Origin of the sequence: Rhodobacter capsulatus (assembly GCF_052363175.1) — a bacterium.
Classification (GTDB): domain Bacteria; phylum Pseudomonadota; class Alphaproteobacteria; order Rhodobacterales; family Rhodobacteraceae; genus Rhodobacter; species Rhodobacter capsulatus_D.
In genome coordinates, this window is record NZ_CP198946.1 from 1743268 (window position 1) to 1759702 (window position 16435).

A 16435-nucleotide genomic window follows, 5' to 3' on the forward strand; every position below is an offset into this window, starting at 1 on the left:
GAAATTTCTTACCGGGTTTCCTTCGGGCGCAGGATCAGCCAGATCAGCGCCGCACCGGCGAGCGTCAGGAAGGGCAGCATGGCGAGGTTCACCGCCTGCCAGCCCGCGACCGCATCGCCCGAGGCGCAGTTCATCAGCCCGCCCGAGCTGAGCGAGGCCAGAAACACCCCGCCGAAGACGACGAAATCATTCATCCCCTGCACCGTGCCGCGCTCCTCGGGGCGATGCGCGGAGGCCAGCATCGCGGTCGAGCCGATGAAGCCGAAGTTCCACCCCAGCCCCAGAAGCATCAGCGCGATGAAGAACTGCTCAAGATTCACTCCCGTCAGCGCAACCGCACCCGCTACCGCCAGGATGAACAGGCCAATCCCCACGATCACCTCGCGCCCGAAGCGCGCGATCAGATGGCCGGTGAAGAACGAGGGCAGATACATCGCCAGCACATGCGCCGAGACGATATCGGCCGCATTCGTCGTCGTGTGACCGCAGCCGACCACCGCCAGGGGGGTCGAGGTCATCACGAGGTTCATCAGCGCATAGGAGACCATGCCGCAGACCATCGCGACAAGGATCACCGGATCGCGCAGCAATTGCGCCCGCGTCCGTCCGGCCGCCTGTCCCTTGGCCCGTCGTCCGGGCGCGGGGATGCGCAGGAAGGCAAAAAGGAGCGGCCCCGCCAGATTGATCGCGATGATCGCAAGGTAAGTGGCCTGAAACGGCACCACCAGCGCCTGTGCGGTCAGCTTCACCAGCTGTGGCCCCAGCACCGCCGCCGCCAGGCCCCCGGCCAGAACCCAGGAAATCGCCTTGCTCTGATGTTCGGACGCGATGCCGTCGGTCGCGGCGAAGCGGTAAAACCCCTGCGCGGACATGTAGATGCCCGCCAGCATCGAGCCGAGGCAGAAAAGCGCGAAAGAGCCGATGGCCAGCGCATGGGCGGAAATCGCCGCGCCAATGCCCCCGGCCGCCGTCGCCAGAATGAACCCGGCCCGGCGCCCGTAGACTGCCATGAACGACGACATCGGTTGCGCCGTCAGCACGGAACCCAGCACGATCAGCGAGAGCGGCAGCGTTGCCAGACAGGGGTTCGACGCCAGCGACTTGCCCGCCAGCCCACCCACGGTGAAGATCATCGACATCTGCGCGCCCAGAAACGCCTGGGCCGCGACCAGAACGATCAGGTTGCGAAGCGGAAGCGGCGGGGCGGGCAGGGCGGTCTCGGTCATGTCCAAGGCCTAGCGCGCCCCGATCAGGCTGGCAAGCATTCGGGGCTGGCGCGGCGGGCGAAAACCGGGCAGGCTGCCCGGATGGTCGGACGCATCATAGACACCGAAGACGATGTGGCAGAGGGCGCGGCATGGCTTGTCGCGGCCGAGCCGCGCTTTGCCGAAGCCCTTGCGCTCACAGGCCCCTGGCCGCTCCGGCGCCGCGAGGACGGGTTCGAGGCCCTGCGTGATGCGATCCTTGGCCAGCAGGTCTCGACCGCTGCGGCGCGCTCGATCCGGGGCAAGCTCATTGAGGCGGGTTTCGGCGCCGCCCCCGCTCTGGCCGATGCCAGCGAGGACGATCTGCGCGCCTGCGGGCTGTCGCGGCAAAAGGTGCGCTACCTGCAGGCGCTCGCCCGCTCGGGCGTCGATTTCCCCGCCCTGCGCCATTTGCCCGACGCGCAGGTGATCGAGACGCTTCTGCCCTTGCCCGGCATCGGCCGTTGGACGGTCGAGATGTATCTGATGTTCGCGCTTGGTCGCGCCGATGTTTTCGCCGTCGACGATCTGGCCTTGGCCGAGGCGGCGCGGATGCTGTTTGACCTGCCCGAGCGGCCGAAGCCGCGGGCCTTTGGCACGCTCTCTGCGCCTTGGTCGCCCTGGCGGGCGGTTGCCGCGCGCGGGCTTTGGGCCTATTACGCGGCGATGAAGGATCGCGAAGGAGTGGCGCCATGACACGGATCAACAAGGTGGGGCGGGTCGAGGCCCGCTCGGGCAAGGCAACTTCTGCGGTGATCTTCCTGCACGGCTATGGCGCGGATGGCGACGATCTGCTGGGTCTGGCCGAGCCGCTGGCCCCGCATCTGCCGAACACGCTGTTCCTCGCGCCCGATGCGCCCGAGGAATGCGTGACCAATCCCTTTGGCCGGCAATGGTTCCCGATCCCGTGGCTGGATGGCTCCGCCCCCGAAGACGCTGCCGCGGGGCTGGCGCGCGCGTCCGAGGATCTGAATGCCTTCCTCGATCAGGTCATCACGGCCGAGGGTCTTGCGGCGTCGCAGATCGCCTTGGTCGGCTTTTCGCAGGGCACGATGATGTCGCTGCAAGTGGCGCCGCGGCGCAAGCAGGCGTTGGCCGGGGTGGTCGGTTTTTCGGGGCGGCTCTTGCGCGCCGATCTGCTGGCGGCCGAGGCGGTGACGAAGCCGCCGATGCTGCTTTTGCACGGCGATGTCGATCAGATCGTGCCCTTTGGCGATCTGAAACAGGCGGCCGATGCGCTGACGGCGGCGGGCTTCGACGTGCGCACCCATGTGATGCGCGGCACCGGGCATGGCATCTCGCCCGACGGGCTGGGTCAGGCGCTCGCCTTCCTCAAGGCGCATCTGCCCGCCTGAGTCGCTGCCCTGCTGAGTCGCCCCCCGTCTGCCCGATTTCCGGGCAACCCGTCACATCGCCGTTGCAAAGGCATGCAATGCCTGTGCGCACGGGCAGGTTGCGCAGATCGCGGGCCTTGTCCTGTGCGAGACGCGAGATATAGTAGAGCTGTGGCAGAGGCGGGGGGCTTCTCCGCCGCGCTGTCCGCTCGGAACATGACGGGGAAGGACGATGTGCGGATCGGATCGAGGGGGCGAGAGGCGACGACCGGCCAATGACCGGCGCAACCGGGTGTCTGCTGACGGCGGCTTTGCCTGCCCGCCGCTTCCCTGCACCGGTGGTTCCGTGACGGCTTCCTCTTCTTCTTCGACCTTGCGAAAGCGCGTGTATCCCACGCGCTTTTTTCTTTGCCTGCAAGGCCTTGCCGAAAGGAGGCAGGGATGAACGTCGCAATCGGAAATCTGCGCACGCTCGTGCTGAATGCTGACATGCAGCCCCTGTCCTGGGCTCCGCTTTCGGCCTGGAGCTGGCAACAGGGGCTGGTGGCGGTGCTGCAGGAGCGCGTCATTCAGGTGAAGACCTACGAGGGGCTGCGCGTCTCCTCGGCCAACCAGAGCTTCGAGATTCCGGCGGTGGTGGCGCTCAAGACCTATCGGCGGCGCAAGAAAGTGCCTTACACCCGGTTCAACGTGTTTCTGCGCGATGAATTCCGCTGCCAATATTGCGGGCGGCGGTTCCCGGTGTCGGAGCTGACCTTCGACCATGTGATCCCGCGCGCGCGTCTTGGCGGCAGCCGCTGGACGAATATCGTCACCGCCTGCGGCCCGGACAATCTGCGCAAGGGCTGCCGGACCCCGAAAGAGGCCGGGATGCGGCTTCTGCGAGCGCCCTTCGAGCCCAGCCCGCGCCAGCTTGACGACATCGCGCGGCGGCTGCCGATGGCCAAGGATGGCCTGCATCAGACCTGGCTCGATTTCCTGTATTGGGACAGCGAACTGGAAGAATGACCTCGCCCGCGTGCAGGACGTTCAAAACGCGGCGGAACTTGCCCGCGGCAAGCGATCATCTCACATCGGCGCAGGCGAGCCGGTCGAGCAGCGCCGGGACATTGGCCGCCGGAACCGGCTTGCTGAACAGATAGCCCTGCGCCTCGGTGCAACCCTCGCGGTCAAGTGCGTCAAGTTGCGCCTCGGTCTCCACCCCCTCGGCGGTCGAGACCATGCCAAGGCTCAGGCACATGCCCGTCACCGCCCGCACGATCGCCGCGCTTTGGCGCGAGTGCCCCAACCCCGCGGTAAAGGCGCGGTCGATCTTCACCTTGTCGAAGGGGAAACGTTGCAGGTTGCGCAGCGAGGAATAGCCCGCGCCGAAATCATCCATCGCGATGCGCAGCCCCAGTGCCTTGAGCCGTTCGAGCGTGGCCAGCGTCGCCCGCGTTTCCTTCATCATCACCGTTTCGGTGATTTCCAGCTCCAGCCGGTCCGCCGCAAGCCCGGTGCGGGCGAGCGCTGCCGTGATCGCTTCGGCCAGACCGATATGGGCCAGCTGCACGGGCGAGAGGTTGACCGCCACCCTCAGCGTCTCGGGCCAGGTCATTGCCGCCGTGCAGGCTTCGCAGAGCACCCATTCGCCGATCTGCACGATCAGCCCCATCTCTTCGGCCAGCGGAATGAAGGTCTCGGGCGAGACCCAGCCGCGGTCGGGGTGATGCCACCGCAACAGCGCCTCGAGACAGGAGACGCGGCGGGTCTTCATGTCGATGATCGGCTGGAAGAACAGCTCGAAATCGCGCGCCGCCCAAGCCCGGCGCAGATCGCTTTCCAGCGCGCGGCGCTGCTGCATCCTTGTGTCGCTTTCGGGCTCGAAGAAGCGCAGACAACCCGAGCCGTCTGCCTTCGCCCGGTAAAGCGCCACATCGGCGGCCTTGACCAGCGCCTTGGCGCTGAGCCCGTCCGAAGGGGCCATGGCAATGCCGACGCTGGCGCCGATGCTGATCGGGCGGCCATCGATCTGAAACCCGGTCTCGACCGTGCTGATCAGCCGCTCGGCCAGCGCCACCGCGACGCGCGGATCGTCGGTTTCGGTCAGCAGCACCGCGAATTCGTCGCCGCCAAGCCGCGCCAGCGTGTCTGCCTCGCTCACCTCGGCGCGCAACCGTTTCGTCACCGCACAGAGCAGCGCATCGCCTGCCGGATGGCCAAGCGTGTCGTTCACTTCCTTGAAGCGGTCGAGATCGATCAGCAGCACCGCACAGCCCGGGCCACGTCGAACCCGCGCCAGCGCGGCCTCCAGCCGGTCAAGAAACAGCGCCCGGTTCGGCAGCCCCGTCAGCCCGTCGTGATGGGCCAGATAGGCGATGCGCTCATGCGCCACGAAGCGCTCGGTGACATCGAAGGAGATGCCGTTGATGATCTGCGCCCCGCCTTGCGCATCACGCTCGATCCGTCCGAAGCTTTCGATCCAGCGCGGGCCGCCGACGCGCTCGGGCGCGATGCGATACTGCATGCAGTGATCACGGACCTGCGCCTGCAGCGCCGCCTGGACCGAGGCCTCGGTCGCGGCGCGATCGTCGGGGTGCAGGCTGGCAAGCCAGTCGGCGAAACAGACCGATGACTGCGCCGGATCAAGCCCGTGCTGGCGCAGGAAGGCTTCGGAACATTCCGACGTGTCCGCTGACGAGTTCCATCGCCACGGCGCCGCTTGTGCCGCTTCCAGCGCGAAGCGCAGTGTTTCCTCGCTCTGGCGCAGCTCTTCGAAGATCTTCATGCTCTGGCTGATGTCACGAAAGATCGCCGAGATGCCGACGACTTCCCCTGCCGGGTCGCGGATCGGCGAGAGCGTGAGCGAGACATCAAGCACGCGGCTGTCCCTGGTGCGCAGTTGTGTCGGGAAATGTTCGATGGCTTCTCCCATGCGCAGACGGGCGCGCAGCGCATCGTGGTTCTTGTGGAGTTCCGCACAGAGGTCATGCACCGGGCGACCGATCATGTCGCAGGCCTGATAGCCGAGGATCCGTTCCGCCGCCGGGTTCCAGGTCGTCACCTTTGCGTCCAGCGTATAGGTCACGACAGCATCGTTCGAGTATTCGATCACCGCCGCATTCAGCCGCTCGATCGCCGTGGCCCGTCTTTGTTCCTCCCGGGCCGTCTCTTGCGCGCGAAAGAACATTTCCGCCAGTAGCACGGTAAAGGCCGACGAGCCCAGATAGATGATCTGCGCGATGTCATGGCCCGACCCGGATTGCGGCACGAAGACGACATGGATCTGCAATGCGGTCAGGGCGACGACGGTCAAGCCGATTTCGACGCGCAAAAGCGCCGCGGTCAGGGCCACTGCAGGCATCAGCGGCAGGTAATTGAGATCCGCCCCGAGCGCGTGCAGCCCGTCGCGCAGGGCAGCGGCCGCCACGATCAAACAGATCCCGACCACGCACTGAGCCCAGAGCGTCGCTTCTGCCCGCCAGCGCATCACGCCTTGCCATGCGCCATACATCAGTTTCGACGGCGCGGCCCTGTGGTCCGCGGCCTCGGCTGATAAGGGCATGAGCGGTGCGGTCATGCTGTCTCCGGTGCGCGCAACGCAGGGCGGTATCCATCCCGGTTCGGGACTTCTCGGGAAGGATACAGGGTTTCCCCCAAATTCAAAGCGGCGCTGTGTCGCTGGCCGGGGTCAGGCCCCCGCCTGCCACAGAATGCGCCCGCCGCAAATCGTCAGGGCGATGCCAAGATCGGGGATCGCCGCGGGCGCGCAGGTTTCGATATCGCCGCCGAGCATCACCAGATCGGCCGCCATGCCGGGTTTGAGCGTGCCGGTTACATGGTCGCGATGCGCGGCCCAGGCGCCGCCCGCCGTATAGGCGCGCAGCGTTTCCATCAGGCTCAGGCATTCGTCGGCGCAACCCTCGAAGGGTTTGCGCGTCACCCCGGCATGGATGCCGCGCAGGACCGAGACATCGGTCACCGGCCAGTCGCTCGAATAGGCGATATGCGCGCCGCCCTCGGTTGCGAGCGTCTTCCACAGATAGGCGTCCGGCCAGCGCGCCTTGCCGATCCGGGTCAGCGTCGGTTCGAGCGGAAACTCCATCGCGCCGGGCGGGTGGGGCGGCTGCAGGCTGGCGGTGATGCCAAGTGCGCCAAGGCGGGGAATGTCGGCACGGTCGATCAGCTCGATATGTTCGATGCGGTGGCGGGCGTCGCGGGCGCCATTCGCGGCCCGCGCGGCTTCGATCCCGTCGATGGTGGTGCGCACGGCGCCGTCGCCGATCGCATGGACGGCGATCTGAAGCCCGCGCCTGTCGATCTCGGTTGCGATTTCCTTGAAGGTCTCGGGCGCAAAGAGCGGGAAGGAGCGGTGCCCGGGCTGGTCGACATAATCGTTGATCATGTAGGCGGTGCGGCTGTCGACGACGCCATCCATGAACATCTTGACGAAGCCCGAACTGATCCAGGCGCTGTCGAAATCGCGCATCATCGCCGAGGCGCGTTCGAGCGCGGTCAGATCCATATGCGGCTTGAAGTGGAAGGGCACCTTGACGCGCAGCAAAAGCGTGCCCTCGGCCTGCATTTCGGCAAGCAATTCCAGCGTGTAGCGGTTGCCGTCCATGTTGACGAGGCTCGTCACCCCGTGTTTCGCGCAATGCTGCATCCCCGCCAAGATCATCGCCTTGTCGGCGGCGCGTTCCTCGGCCGTGGGCGGGGTCGCGGGTTCTTCGCCCGTGGCGATGCCAAGGTTGATCCGCGCCTCGCCGCCGAGCGTGATGAGCGGCCCGAAGGCCTCGAATTCGCGCAATTCGCCGGTGGCAAGGCCATCGGCATCCAGAACAACCTCGTGCCCGTGCGGCATCGGTGCGCCATGCATCAGGCCGGTGGCTTGCAGCGCCGCGGTATTCGCCCAGACCGTGTGGTGGTCATGCGACATCATCGCGATCGGGCGGTCGGCGATGATCGCATCCAGATCGTGGCGGCTGATCGGATGGCCGAGCATGCCGTAATCCGCGCCCTGCGCCATCAGAAGCGGCCGGTCGGGATGGGTGGCGGCAAAGGCGCGGAAGGCCGCCGTGATCTCTTCGATGCCGTGCAGATGGTCGAGATGCAGATGCGCCAGTTCCGCCCCGCCAAGACCCAGATGGACGTGACCCTCGAAGAAGCCGGGCAGGACGGTGCGACCCCCGGCATCGATCACCCGGGTCGAGGGGGTGGCGAGCGCCAGTATCTCGGCCGTGGTGCCAAGGGCAAGGATGGTCTCGCCCGAAAGCGCAAGGGCTTCGGCGGTGGGGCGCGCGTCGTCCATCGTCAGGATGCGGGCGTTGGTCAGGATCAGATCGGGGGTCGGCATGGCAGGCGCTCGGGCATGAGGAAAGGGCCACGCCCCGGGCGTCGGGGCGTGGTCGGGCAAGCGGTGTCAGAGGCTTACTTCTGCAGCTCGGTCCAGATCGCGTTCTGGTAGTCGAGCGCCTTGCCGGTGCAGATCGTCACGAACTGCCCCTTGTCGGCAAATTCCGCCGGCGGGTTCAGCTCGGGCGCGCCCTTCATGTCCTCGGGCAGGAAGGCTTCCGAGCCCGCGATCCCGTTCGCATAGCGCGCAAAGGCCGAGAGCATCGCGGCGTTTTCCGGCTGCAGGATGAAGTCCATGAACAGATAGGCGTTATCGACGTTCTTGGCGTCCTTCAGCAGCACGACGTTGTCCATCCAGAGGCCATAGCCTTCCTTCGGATAGCCATAGGCCACGTCCTTGTTGCCCAGCCGCGCCCGCATCGCCGAGCCGTTCCAGTCCACGGTCGCCGCATAGTCATTGTTCGTCATCTTCTCGACGGTCGAATAATCCATCGACAGCCATTTCGGCTTCGCCGCCAGAAGATCGTCGCGCACCTTCTTCATGATCGCCGGATCATCCGAGCAGACCTTGCCGCCCTCGTACATCGTGGCCAGCGCCATCACGTCGCCCATTTCGGGAATGACGTTGATCTTGCCCTCAAGCTCCGGCGGCGGGTTCATGAAGATGGCCGAGGTGTTGATGTCGCCCCCGTAAACCTTGGTGTTGACCGACATCCCGGTCGAGCCCCATTGCCACGGGATCGACCATTCCCGGCCCTTGTCCCAGGCGACATCCATCCATTGCGGGGCGATGTTCTTGTGGTTGGGCAGGCGCGACAGGTCCAGTTTCTCGATCAAGCCCTTTTCGGCATAGATGCCGACGAAACCCGCCGAGGGCACGACAAGGTCAAAGCCCGAGGCCCCGGCCTCGACCTTGGCAAGCGCGGTGTCGTTGCTGTCGAAATCGGTGATCGTGACCTTGACCTTGTAGGTCTCTTCGAACTTCTTGATCAGATCGGGGCTGGTGTAGTTGCCCCAGTTATAGAGGAACAGCTCCCCTTCGGCGGCGGCAAGCGTCGCAGAGCACAGAAGCATGGCAGAGGCGGCAAGCAGTTTCTTCATTGGGTCTCTCCCGGTTGGTTCGTTCATTCGTCTCAGCTCTTGCGGCGGCTGAGCAGGAAAAAGCCCGACAAAAGCACCAGCGTCAGCCCCAAAAGGGCGGCAGACAGGGCGTTGATGTCGGGGGTCATGGCGCGGCGCAGCTGGCCGAGCATGTAAGTGGGCAGGGTGTCCTGCCCGGGCGATTTGATGAATTCGGTGATCACCACATCATCAAGCGAGGTGACGAAGGCGAGCATCCAGCCCGCCAGAATGCCCGGCGCGAGCTGGGGCAGGGTGACAAAGCGAAAGGCCTGCCAGGGGCTTGCATAAAGATCGGCGGCGGCGGTTTCCAAGGTCAGGTCCATCCCCTCGAGCCGCGCGCGGATCGGCAGATAGGCGAAGGGGATGCAAAAGGCCGTATGCGCGACGACCAGATAGCCCAGCCCCGCATAGCCCGTGGCGGCCTTGATCGCGGCGACGACGATCAGCAGGGCGACGGCGGTGACGATCTCGGGCACCATCAGCGGCTGGTTGATCGCGGCATAAATCGCGGTGATGCCGAAGAAGGCCGGGCGGCGGGTGGTGCCAAGCGCGGCCAAGGTCGCAAGCCCGGTCGAGAGCAGCGCGGCCAGCGTGGCGACGATCAGCGAATTGGCCGCCGCATTCATCACCGCGGCATTGCTCCAGGCCTTCAGATACCACTCGAAGGTGAACCCCTCCCAGGTTGCGACCGAGGGGGAGGCGTTGAAGGAATAGATCACCAGCGTCAGGATCGGCGCATAAAGCCCGGCAAAGACGAAAAGCGCGGTCGGGCCGACGCCCGGCAGGTCGGCGACATGAAAGGCCCGAGGATTAGCCATCGCGTTTCTCCCCGTTGATCGCGCGGACATAGACCAGAAGCGCCGCCATCACGATCACCAGAAGCACGATCGAAATCGCCGCGCCAAGCGGCCAGTTCCGGCCCTGACCGAATTGCAGCTCGATGAAATTGCCCAGCATCATCAGCTTGCCGCCCCCCAGAATCCGCGGCGTCACATAGGCGCCAAGGCAGGGCACGAAGACAAGGATCGAGCCCGCGACGATGCCGGGCCGCGCGATCGGCAGCACAACCCGCATCAGCACCTGCCAGCGCGAGGCGTAAAGATCGTAAGCCGCTTCCAGCAGCCGCAGATCGAAGCGCTCAAGCGAGGCGTAAAGCGGCAGGACCATCAGCGGCAGATAGACATAGACCATGCCGATCAGCAGCGCCCCCTCGGTATAGGTCATCTGCAGGGGGGCGGAGATCACGCCCAGATGCAGCAGGATCGTGTTCAAAAGCCCCTCGTTGCGGATGATCTGGTTGATCGCGAAGGTGCGGATCAGCAGGTTCGTCCAGAACGGCAGGGTGATCAGGAACAGCCAGAAGGCGCGGTGTTGCGCCGGGCGGGTGGCGATGAACCACGCGGTCGGAAAGCCCGCGAAGAAGGAGAGGATCGTCGTCACGAGCGACAGGCTGACCGAGCGCCAGAAGATCGTCAGATGCGCCTCGGCCAGATGCAGGCTGTCGTCGAAGATATCGCGCTCGACCGCCACCTTTTGCCAGCCATCAAGCGAGAAGCTCCAGACCACGTTGCCGTAATCGCCGGGGGTCAGGAAGGAATAGATCAGAACGAGGACCAGCGGCCCGATCGCTGCCGCCATCAGCACGACAAGCGCCGGGATGACCAGCAGCCAGGCGTTCCGGGTTGTCTTGGCGCGCTGCGCCTGTTCGGCGGCGCTCATCTCAATCCCTCAACATCTGCGCGGCGCCCGGCATCGGCAGCACGCCGACCCGATCGCCGATGGAAAGCCCGATATCGCCGCTGGCCGGGCTTTGCAGCCGCGCCGTCAGCGCCGTGCCATCGACGAGCGCCATGTGGCAATGCGTGTCGGTGCCGAAATAGACCAGATCGCGGACGGTGGCCGCAATCGCCCCCGCGGTGGCGGGCGCCACCAGCCGCAGCTGCTCGGGCCGGATCGCCACGGTGACGGGGCCGTGCAGCACGCCCTCGACCGGGATCAGATCGCCCGTCGTCAGCCGCGCGCCGCCGGTTTCGCCCACCGCATCCAGAAAATTCGTCTCGCCGATGAAGGCGGCCACGAAGCGGTTGATCGGATGGGTGTAAATCTCCTTCGGCGTGCCGACCTGCTGCAGCTTGCCCGCGCTCATCACCGCGATGCGGTCCGACATCGTCAGGGCTTCTTCCTGATCATGCGTCACGAAGATGAAGGTGATCCCGGTTTCATGCTGCAACCGCTTGAGTTCGATCTGCATTTCCTTGCGCAGCTTCAGATCGAGCGCGGAAAGCGGTTCGTCGAGCAGCAGCACTTTCGGATGCGGGGCGAGCGCGCGGGCCAGCGCCACGCGCTGTTGCTGGCCGCCCGACAGCTGGGTGATCTTGCGCCCGGCCATCGCTTCGAGCCGCACAAGGGCCAGCATCTTCGCCACCGTCTCGTCGATCTCGGCGCGCGGCTTGCCCTGCATCTTCAAGGCAAAGCCGACGTTTTCCGCGACGGTCAGATGGGGAAACAGCGCATAGCTCTGAAACACCGTGTTGATCGGGCGGCGGTTCGGCGGCAGCACCGTCACATCCTGACCATCCAGCAGGATCGTCCCGGCGCTGGGCATCTCGAACCCGGCGAAAAGCCGCAAAAGCGTGGTCTTGCCACAGCCCGAGGGGCCGAGAAGCGTGAAGAACTCGCCCTGCTGGATATCGATCGAGACCGTGTCAAGCGCACGAACGGCGAAATCGCCCGTGCCGAATGCCTTCACCAGATTGCGTGCCGAGATGACGGGAGCTGCCACGCCAGATCCTTTCGGATTTGATCATATTGAGTCGAGTTTTGTGGCGATCCGTCGCGCTGGCAAGGGTTTCTTTTGGCTGGCGCGAAATCATTGATCGAATGCACATAAATTCAGCAGGTTGTTGCGGGGCGCGGTTTGGGGCGCTCCCGTCAGGGTTGCGCGTGGCGCCGAAAGGCGAATCGGTTCGGCTGACGTCGCGGCGTGAAAGCCAGGCTCAGACAGCGGATTGACGCTGACGAATAATTTGATCATATTTTCGATGGGGGCGATCCCGCCCATGCTGCGCCGATCCCGGCGCGACGTGCCGCGCGGCGGCACCCAGACCGGAAAGGACAGCCGATGTTCGAAAACCACCTTCCCACTGCGGAATTGCAGGCGCTCGATGCCGCCCATCACATGCACCCGTTCACCGATGGCGACGGGCTGGCGAAGAAGGGCGCGCGGATCATGACCAAGGCCAAGGGCGTCTGGGTCACCGACAGCGAGGGTCAGGAGATCCTTGACGGCATGGCCGGGCTCTGGTGCGTCAACGTCGGCTACGGCCGCGACGAGCTGGTCGAGGCGGCGGCAAAGCAGATGCGTCAGCTGCCCTTCTACAACACCTTCTTCCAGACCTCGCATGTTCCGGCGATCCAGCTGGCGAAACGTCTGGCCGAACTGGCCCCGGGCGATCTGAACCATGTCTTCTTCAACGGCTCGGGCTCGGATTCGAACGACACCAACATCCGCATGGTGCGCCGCTACTGGCAGGCGCTCGAAAAGCCCGAGAAGAATGTGATCATCTCGCGCTGGAACGGCTATCACGGTTCGACGATGGGTGCCGCGAGCCTTGGCGGGATGAAGGGGATGCACGCGCAGGGCGGGCTGCCGATTCCGGGCATCGTGCATATCGATCAGCCCGACTGGTGGTCCGAGGGTGGCGACATGAGCCCCGAGGACTTCGGTCTGGCCCGCGCCCGTCAGCTTGAGGAAAAGATCCTCGAAATCGGCGCCGAAAACGTTGCGGCCTTCATCGGCGAGCCGGTGCAGGGCGCGGGCGGCGTGATCATTCCGCCCTCGACCTACTGGCCCGAGATCCAGCGCATCTGCCAGAAATACGACGTCCTTTTAATTGCCGACGAGGTCATCACCGGCTTTGGTCGCACCGGCAACTGGTTCGGCTGCCAGACCTTCGGCATCACCCCCGACATCATGACCGTGGCCAAGGGGCTGACCTCGGGTTACATCCCGATGGGCGCCTCGATCGTCTCGGACCGGGTGGCCAAGGTCATCAACGGCTCGGATGAATTCGCGCATGGTTACACCTATTCGGGCCATCCGGTCGCCGCGGCCGTCGCGCTTGAGAACCTGCGTCTGCTGGACGAGGAAGGCATCGTTGCCCGCGTGGCCGCTGAAACCGCGCCGTATCTGAAGGCGAAATGGGAAAGCCTGACCGCGCATCCGCTGGTGGGCGAGGCGAAGATCGTCGGCATGATGGGCTCGATTGCGTTGACGCCGAACAAGGCGACGCGGGCGAAGTTTGCCGCGAAATCGGGGACGGTGGGCTACATCTGCCGCGAGCGCTGCTTTGCCAACAATCTTGTCATGCGCCATGTCGGTGATCGCATGATCATCTCGCCGCCGCTGGTGATCACCCCCGCCGAGATCGACATCCTGATCGAGCGGGCGTTGAAATCGCTCGATGAAACGCTGGTTCGGATCAATGCCGAAGGGCTGAACCAGAGCGCCTGACGCAAACTTGCGCGGCCCGGTGGATCAACCGGGCTGCGCCTCTATCAGAAGCTCGCGGACGTTTTCCATCCCCTGCAGGATGTCGAGCCGGATCGCCTCGGCCACGCCGTCGGGGTCATTCGCCCGCATCGCCGAAAGCGCTGCCTGATGCATGTCGGGCAGGTTCGACGTGCCAAAGCGCCCGCACATCACCCGCAGCGCGGGCGCCGAGCGTAGCCAAAGCGCCTCCACCACCGGCAGGATCACCTCGGTCCCCGCCAGCGCGTAAAGCGTCATGTGAAAGCGGTGGTTCTGCACCATGTATTGATGCGTGTTGCCCTGCGCGATGGCGGCGGTATGGGCGGCGTCGATGGTCTCGAGCGCGTCGATATCGGCGGTGCTGGCCCGCAGCGCGCCTTGCCGCGCCAGCTCGGGTTCGAGCGCATTGCGCGCAAAGATCAGCTCGTCGACCTGCGCCACGCTCAGCACCGGCACGGTGACGCGGCGGTTGTCGTGAAACTGCAACGCCCCTTCCGAGGTCAGCCGCCGGATCGCCTCGCGCACCGGGGTCACGCCCGCATCAAGACGCGAGACAAGCCCTTGAATCGTGACCGGATGGCCCGGCGCCAGATCGCCCGACAGGATCAGATCGCGGATGCCGCGATAGACGCTCAGATGCGCGGGTTCTTTCGGGGCGAGACTGTCCACAGCGATCCTTTCGGGGGTCCGGATCGGGGCAGGATAGCCGGTTTTCCGCAATCGCGAAAGATGATCAAATTCCGGGGGCGCCAAGCCCCGCGAAGGTCGCAAGCCCGCAGGCCGTTGCCCCCGCAAGCGTCGCCAGAACGACAGAGTGGCGGGCAAACCAGACCAGCAGCACGGCGGCTGTGCCAAGGATCAGGGGCAGGGGGGCGGTGCCCGGGCTTTGCAGCATCGGCAGCACCGAGGCGGTGAAAAGCGTGGCAATCGCCGCGGGGCCGGTGGCGGCAAAGAAGCGCCGCAGCCGCCCGTCCGGGGCGCCCTTGCCCAAGGGCAATTTCGTCGGCACGACGCGGAAGGCCCAGGTGGCCAGACCGGTCAGCGCTGCCAGGGCAAGAAGTTCAGCTCTCATGCGCGGCCTTTCTGCAAGGTTCCGGTGGCGGCGCCTGCCGCGATCCCGGCGAGGATGCCAAGGGTGGGGCTGAGCATCAGGCTGCCCAGAACCGTCGCGCCGATCGCCACCGCGACGGGGCCAAGCTGGCGCCGGTCGAGGATCGAAAGGAGCAGCGCTAGGAAGAGCGCGGGCAGCATGAAGCCAAGCCCGGCATCAAGCGCCGGGAAGGCCTTCAGCGCCTCGCCCCCGGTTGCGGCGCCAAGCGCGGTTCCGGCGATCCACGACAGATAGGCGCCCAGGCCAAGCCCGCCGATGAAGCCCTCGGAAAAGCCTTGTCCGCGGGCCAGCGCGCCAAGGCTCGCGCCGAAGACCTCGTCGGTCAGGCACCAGCCCCAGGCCCAGGAAAACCGGGTGCTGGCAGCCTTGCCCGCCTTTTCCAGAAGCGCCGGGCCATACATCACATGGCGCAGGTTCATCGCCGCCAGGGTAGCGGCGGAAACGAGCACGGGGGCGCCGCTTGTCACCAGCGCCAGTGCCAGAAACTGCGCCGCCCCCGCGAAGATCACGACCGAGAACATCACCGCCTCGGCCGGGCTCAGCCCCGCGCGAATGGCCGCAACGCCAAACGAGAAGGCGATGGGAAAATATCCCAGGATCAAGGGGATGGCGGCCAGTATTCCGTCACGAAAACGGGGGGTGTCGGTCATGCGCTCCTCGCGGCGTGGCCTTGTCGATCCGGCCGGGACGCCTGCGGTATAAGGAACGGCGGGTCGCAAATCAATCGCATCTGCTCAGGATTTGGGCAAAGGCGGAGGCTCGCGCATTCGTGGGCAAGCGTGAAGGGGCGTGGGCTTGCACGGCGGGGCGGATGCGGCCCAAGAGGGACAAAGCCTTGAAAGGACGTACGATGATCCTGCGTGACAAGCCAAGCCCCCTTGATCTGGCCTTTGCGCTCAAGGGTTCGATCGTGCCCGCGGTGGTGCGGCCGGTGGCGGTGGTGGCGGTGGCGGCGACGCTGCTCACGGGGCTTGGCCTGCGCTTTGAGGTGCTGCCGGTGGTCGATCCGGTGGCGGTGACGGTCTTCGGTCTGGCGCTGTCGCTGTTTCTGGGCTTTCGCAACAACGCCGCTTACGAACGCTGGTGGGAAGCGCGGCGGCTTTGGGGCGGGTTGCTCGCCGATCTGCGGATGCTCGCGCGCGAGGCCGAGGTCTTCATCGCCGATCCCGTCCTGCGCGCCGAGGTGCTGCGCGATGCCCTGGCTTTCGCGCATCTGCACCGGGCGCGGCTGCGCGGGATTGCGGCCGACCCCGAGTCGCTGCGGCGCGCGCCCGATCTGAGGGACGCGCCAAACCCGCCCTGTGCGGCGCTGGACCGTCTGACGGCCCGGATCGCTTCGGCGCATCGCGGCGGGTGCATCGACGGGTTCGGGGCGCGGGCGTTGACGCAGCGGCTCGCGGCGATCACGCTGGCGCAGGCGGGCAATGAACGCATCGCGGGCACGCCCTTGCCCTTTGTCTATTCGCTGCTGATCTATCGCACGATCTATATCTACTGCCTGCTGCTGCCGGTCGCGCTTTTCGCGGCGGCGGGCTGGCTGACGCCCGTGATCGTGGCGATCGTCGCCTATGTGTTTCTGGGGCTGGCCGAGGTCTCCGAGGAGATGTCGCATCCCTTTGGCACGGCGCCGAATGCGCTGCCTTTGGATGCGATCTGTCGGGCGATGGAGATCAGCCTTGCACCGCATCTGGGCGAAGAGGCGCCAGAGCCGCTGGCGCCGGTCGAGTATCTGTTGAGTTGAGGGGGCCTGTTCAGGCCG

The 16435-nt window shown here is 65.7% G+C and carries 16 protein-coding genes; 5 read left to right on the forward strand and 11 right to left on the reverse strand.

All coding sequences use genetic code 11. The annotated features are described in order from the left end of the window. Positions 1-8: 8 nt before the first annotated feature. Complete coding sequence (locus ACTTAI_RS09570) at positions 9-1226, reverse strand: MFS transporter (protein WP_444455493.1); 1218 nt, start codon at positions 1224-1226, stop codon at positions 9-11. Between the two features lie 81 nt (positions 1227-1307). Between ACTTAI_RS09570 and ACTTAI_RS09575 the strand changes: the two genes are divergently transcribed. The 3 genes from ACTTAI_RS09575 to ACTTAI_RS09585 all read left to right on the forward strand — a co-directional run bounded on the left by ACTTAI_RS09575 (position 1308) and on the right by ACTTAI_RS09585 (position 3586). Continuing rightward, a complete protein-coding gene (locus ACTTAI_RS09575; RefSeq protein ID WP_444455494.1) occupies positions 1308-1940 on the forward strand; it encodes a DNA-3-methyladenine glycosylase family protein in 633 nt (210 codons plus the stop codon). Beyond that, positions 1937-2599, forward strand: a complete 663-nt coding sequence (locus tag ACTTAI_RS09580; RefSeq protein WP_444455495.1) for an alpha/beta hydrolase — start codon at positions 1937-1939, stop codon at positions 2597-2599. Before ACTTAI_RS09575 ends, ACTTAI_RS09580 begins: the two co-directional genes overlap by 4 nt. A 420-nt stretch (positions 2600-3019) precedes the next feature. Beyond that, the gene (locus ACTTAI_RS09585; RefSeq protein WP_110805661.1) at positions 3020-3586 is read left to right on the forward strand and encodes an HNH endonuclease; all 567 of its coding nucleotides are present in this window, start codon (positions 3020-3022) and stop codon (positions 3584-3586) included. A gap of 55 nt (positions 3587-3641) precedes the next feature. Here ACTTAI_RS09585 and ACTTAI_RS09590 read toward each other — a convergent pair whose 3' ends face one another. The 7 genes from ACTTAI_RS09590 to ACTTAI_RS09620 all read right to left on the reverse strand — a co-directional run bounded on the left by ACTTAI_RS09590 (position 3642) and on the right by ACTTAI_RS09620 (position 12209). Beyond that, positions 3642-6137 (reverse strand): putative bifunctional diguanylate cyclase/phosphodiesterase, encoded by a 2496-nt coding sequence (locus ACTTAI_RS09590; protein ID WP_444455496.1) that lies wholly within the window; start codon positions 6135-6137, stop codon positions 3642-3644. 111 nt (positions 6138-6248) lie between these two features. Next, the gene (locus ACTTAI_RS09595; RefSeq protein WP_444455497.1) at positions 6249-7913 is read right to left on the reverse strand and encodes an amidohydrolase; all 1665 of its coding nucleotides are present in this window, start codon (positions 7911-7913) and stop codon (positions 6249-6251) included. A gap of 74 nt (positions 7914-7987) precedes the next feature. Further along, positions 7988-9013: an extracellular solute-binding protein gene (locus tag ACTTAI_RS09600; RefSeq protein WP_444455498.1), complete on the reverse strand. Its 1026-nt coding sequence runs from the start codon at positions 9011-9013 to the stop codon at positions 7988-7990. Positions 9014-9045: 32 nt separating this feature from the next. Beyond that, positions 9046-9852 carry an ABC transporter permease gene (locus tag ACTTAI_RS09605; RefSeq protein WP_444455499.1) on the reverse strand — a complete coding sequence of 269 codons (807 nt, stop codon included), beginning with the start codon at positions 9850-9852 and terminating at the stop codon, positions 9046-9048. Then, positions 9845-10753 (reverse strand): ABC transporter permease, encoded by a 909-nt coding sequence (locus ACTTAI_RS09610; protein WP_444455500.1) that lies wholly within the window; start codon positions 10751-10753, stop codon positions 9845-9847. The genes ACTTAI_RS09605 and ACTTAI_RS09610 overlap by 8 nt, the downstream gene beginning before the upstream one ends. A 1-nt stretch (position 10754) precedes the next feature. Beyond that, on the reverse strand, positions 10755-11816 hold the full coding sequence (locus ACTTAI_RS09615; protein WP_444455501.1) for an ABC transporter ATP-binding protein: 1062 nt from the start codon (positions 11814-11816) through the stop codon (positions 10755-10757). Positions 11817-11903: 87 nt separating this feature from the next. After that, positions 11904-12209, reverse strand: coding sequence for a hypothetical protein (locus ACTTAI_RS09620; protein ID WP_444455502.1), 306 nt, complete (start codon positions 12207-12209; stop codon positions 11904-11906). On the opposite strand from ACTTAI_RS09620, the gene ACTTAI_RS09625 reads away from it, so the two are divergent. Further along, positions 12156-13547, forward strand: coding sequence for an aspartate aminotransferase family protein (locus ACTTAI_RS09625; RefSeq protein WP_444455503.1), 1392 nt, complete (start codon positions 12156-12158; stop codon positions 13545-13547). The two genes, ACTTAI_RS09620 and ACTTAI_RS09625, sit on opposite strands and share 54 nt — an antisense overlap. Before the next feature lie 24 nt (positions 13548-13571). On the opposite strand, the gene ACTTAI_RS09630 is transcribed toward ACTTAI_RS09625, so the two are convergent. The 3 genes from ACTTAI_RS09630 to ACTTAI_RS09640 all read right to left on the reverse strand — a co-directional run bounded on the left by ACTTAI_RS09630 (position 13572) and on the right by ACTTAI_RS09640 (position 15326). Further along, positions 13572-14234, reverse strand: a complete 663-nt coding sequence (locus ACTTAI_RS09630) for a GntR family transcriptional regulator (protein WP_444455504.1) — start codon at positions 14232-14234, stop codon at positions 13572-13574. Positions 14235-14298: 64 nt separating this feature from the next. Continuing rightward, positions 14299-14637: an AzlD domain-containing protein gene (locus ACTTAI_RS09635; protein ID WP_444455505.1), complete on the reverse strand. Its 339-nt coding sequence runs from the start codon at positions 14635-14637 to the stop codon at positions 14299-14301. Further along, entirely contained in the window at positions 14634-15326 is a 693-nt protein-coding gene (locus ACTTAI_RS09640) for an AzlC family ABC transporter permease (RefSeq protein ID WP_444455506.1), read from the reverse strand. The genes ACTTAI_RS09635 and ACTTAI_RS09640 overlap by 4 nt, the downstream gene beginning before the upstream one ends. Positions 15327-15526: 200 nt before the next feature. Between ACTTAI_RS09640 and ACTTAI_RS09645 the strand changes: the two genes are divergently transcribed. After that, positions 15527-16417: a bestrophin family protein gene (locus ACTTAI_RS09645; protein WP_444455507.1), complete on the forward strand. Its 891-nt coding sequence runs from the start codon at positions 15527-15529 to the stop codon at positions 16415-16417. Positions 16418-16435 lie beyond the last annotated feature (18 nt).